The sequence below is a fragment of the Nostoc sp. UHCC 0252 genome, assembly GCF_034931145.1.
Taxonomy (GTDB): domain Bacteria; phylum Cyanobacteriota; class Cyanobacteriia; order Cyanobacteriales; family Nostocaceae; genus Nostoc.
Genome location: NZ_JAYGHE010000152.1, coordinates 1 through 2196 on the forward strand (window position 1 = coordinate 1; position 2196 = coordinate 2196).

A 2196-nucleotide genomic window follows, 5' to 3' on the forward strand; every position below is an offset into this window, starting at 1 on the left:
CCGGTAACTTCATTGATGTAGAGGGCACTCTAGCCGATGTCCAGCAACATATTAAAGCAGGTCACGCCATCTGTGCTGGCTTGTTGGATGGTAAATGGCGCAGTAAGGCCAATATAATCGGTTCTCAGTGGCTACTACTCGACATTGATAATTCTAATATCGCCCGTGATGCTTATGACAAACCAATCAAGGACGAAAACGGGAATTACATCAAAGTTTACGATCACCAATTAACGATCGAAGAAGCCTTAGCCCATCCCTTCATTAAAAAGCACTGCGCTTTAATTTACACTACTGCCAGTCACAGACCAGACTGGCATAAATTCCGGTTGGTTTTCCTTCTGCCCCAATATGTTCAGGGTGCTGATACTGTAGAAGCTTGTACGCGCTTCCTCATGCAGCAGTTACCGCATGACCCAGCTTGTAAAGATGCAAGTCGTGTTTTCTACGGCAGCACAGAAGCCGAATTCCCGCTAGTCAACCCTGAAGCCACTTTACCAGCAGAATGGATAAGTGAGGCGATTGCGATCGCGCAACAGGAACGTATTGAGTATCAGCTACGAATTCAGGAAATTGAGTCACGGCGTAAAGAGTGGCGTGAGATTTCCCTCGCTGAAGGCTGGGACATTGACCAGCTAATCCAGAACGCGCTTTCATTCATCCCACCACGTACCCCAGGAAGCGGTAACTACGACGAATGCCGTCAGGTGTTGATGGCACTGGTTAACCATTATGGGGCATCAGAAGCGGAAATCATAGCCAGAGCAGTGGTCGCCCAGCATCAAGGGTTCAACTTGGAACATCCACGCCAAGATTCGCAGTTTTAGACGTGGGGGAATCTCAATCGGTACACTGTTTCACATTGCCAAACAGTATGGCTTTCGCTTCCCGCAACGGCAGTACCAAGCATACCAGCCCAAAGGAGTAATTAACCGTGAACAGTGGGAGCTTGGGCGAGTTAGAGAGGACTTGAGCAGCTTCCAAAATTTATTGAAGCAAGCAATCGCTCCATTTAGTTCGATATTTAAAGGATTTAAAGCGCCACCAACACCAAAGCCCTTACCCGAAATTGACACGCCTTCGCCCAATGTAATTATTTACAAGCCCGGCAATATCCCGTACATAACTGAAGTTACAGGCAATATCTCTATCTCCTGCCAACCAGAAGAACATATCACCGCATGGGTAGAGGCCGTATCCAAGGGCTGGAAGCAAATTTTAGATAATTCTCACCCTGGACTGGGCAAGTCTTACAACGCGGGGCAACTGACGGCGGCCTTATTCGATGTTGATAAACTAATTTACCAGGATGCCAACCACAGAAACCCATCTACACTGCCCATTGAGACGAATTTCGTTGATCTGCCAGTGCGACACAACGGCTTTAAACTTGACCCCACCCGCAAAACTCCTACAGGTGAGGATTTTAAACTGTGGACTAAAGCGGGTGAGACTGCTGACACTGACAGCAATTGTCACAGAACTTACTTGTTTAACGCCTTCCGCAACAAGAATTTTAGCAGCCTTGATTTTGAAGAGAGCGGTATTAGTCCCATCTGTGGCGGTTGTTCCCTTAAGAATCAGTGCCGTTTCGCTAGTGGTGATGGTTTTGGCTTCCGCTTTCAAAAACGCACTGCAATTCAGCAGTTCTCTGAACTCAGAGCGCACCCAGACTCTACCCCTGTCACCTTAACTAACGCTGCTGACCAAACTTTCACCGTTGGGCGGTTATGGGAAGAAGCTGGTACACTCATCAAGCCCGTGCGTAATGTTGATGTGAACCTTGGCGATTTTGAAACCACCATAGGCAAGCTGCTACTGTTAGAACCAAATCTTTTATCACAGCTGCAACCTGCACTAAAAGTTTTACACCAACTGTTAACTCAGCAACTTAAGCCCACTGACCGCTACGGGTTTGATGATGCCAGCATCCGAGCGCTGCTGCCCCCTTTCCCCACAGGCTTAGATATCGAAGCGATTCAGCAAACTGTAGAACCTGATTTAACTTTCTTAGAAGACTTGGACTCAATTGATATTACCCAAGATAAACAACTCAAAAAAAGCTCTGCGGCTCGTTATGCTGCCAAAAAGGTAGTTAAAGACAGTGCGCGAACGGCAGGCAGAGAGTTTCTTGACTTGCCTAATTACTGGTTGCCTGACTTTCTCGAAGCTTGGAAGGGTGACGGTAGTTTTCAA

Annotated in this window: 2 pseudogenes; both read left to right on the forward strand. The window is 47.3% G+C overall.

Annotated features, from left to right (window positions below):
- A pseudogene (locus tag VB732_RS35345) lies at positions 1-827 on the forward strand (DNA primase); the annotation flags it as partial.
- A gap of 163 nt (positions 828-990) precedes the next feature.
- Positions 991-2196: pseudogene (locus VB732_RS35350) on the forward strand (DNA primase); the annotation flags it as partial.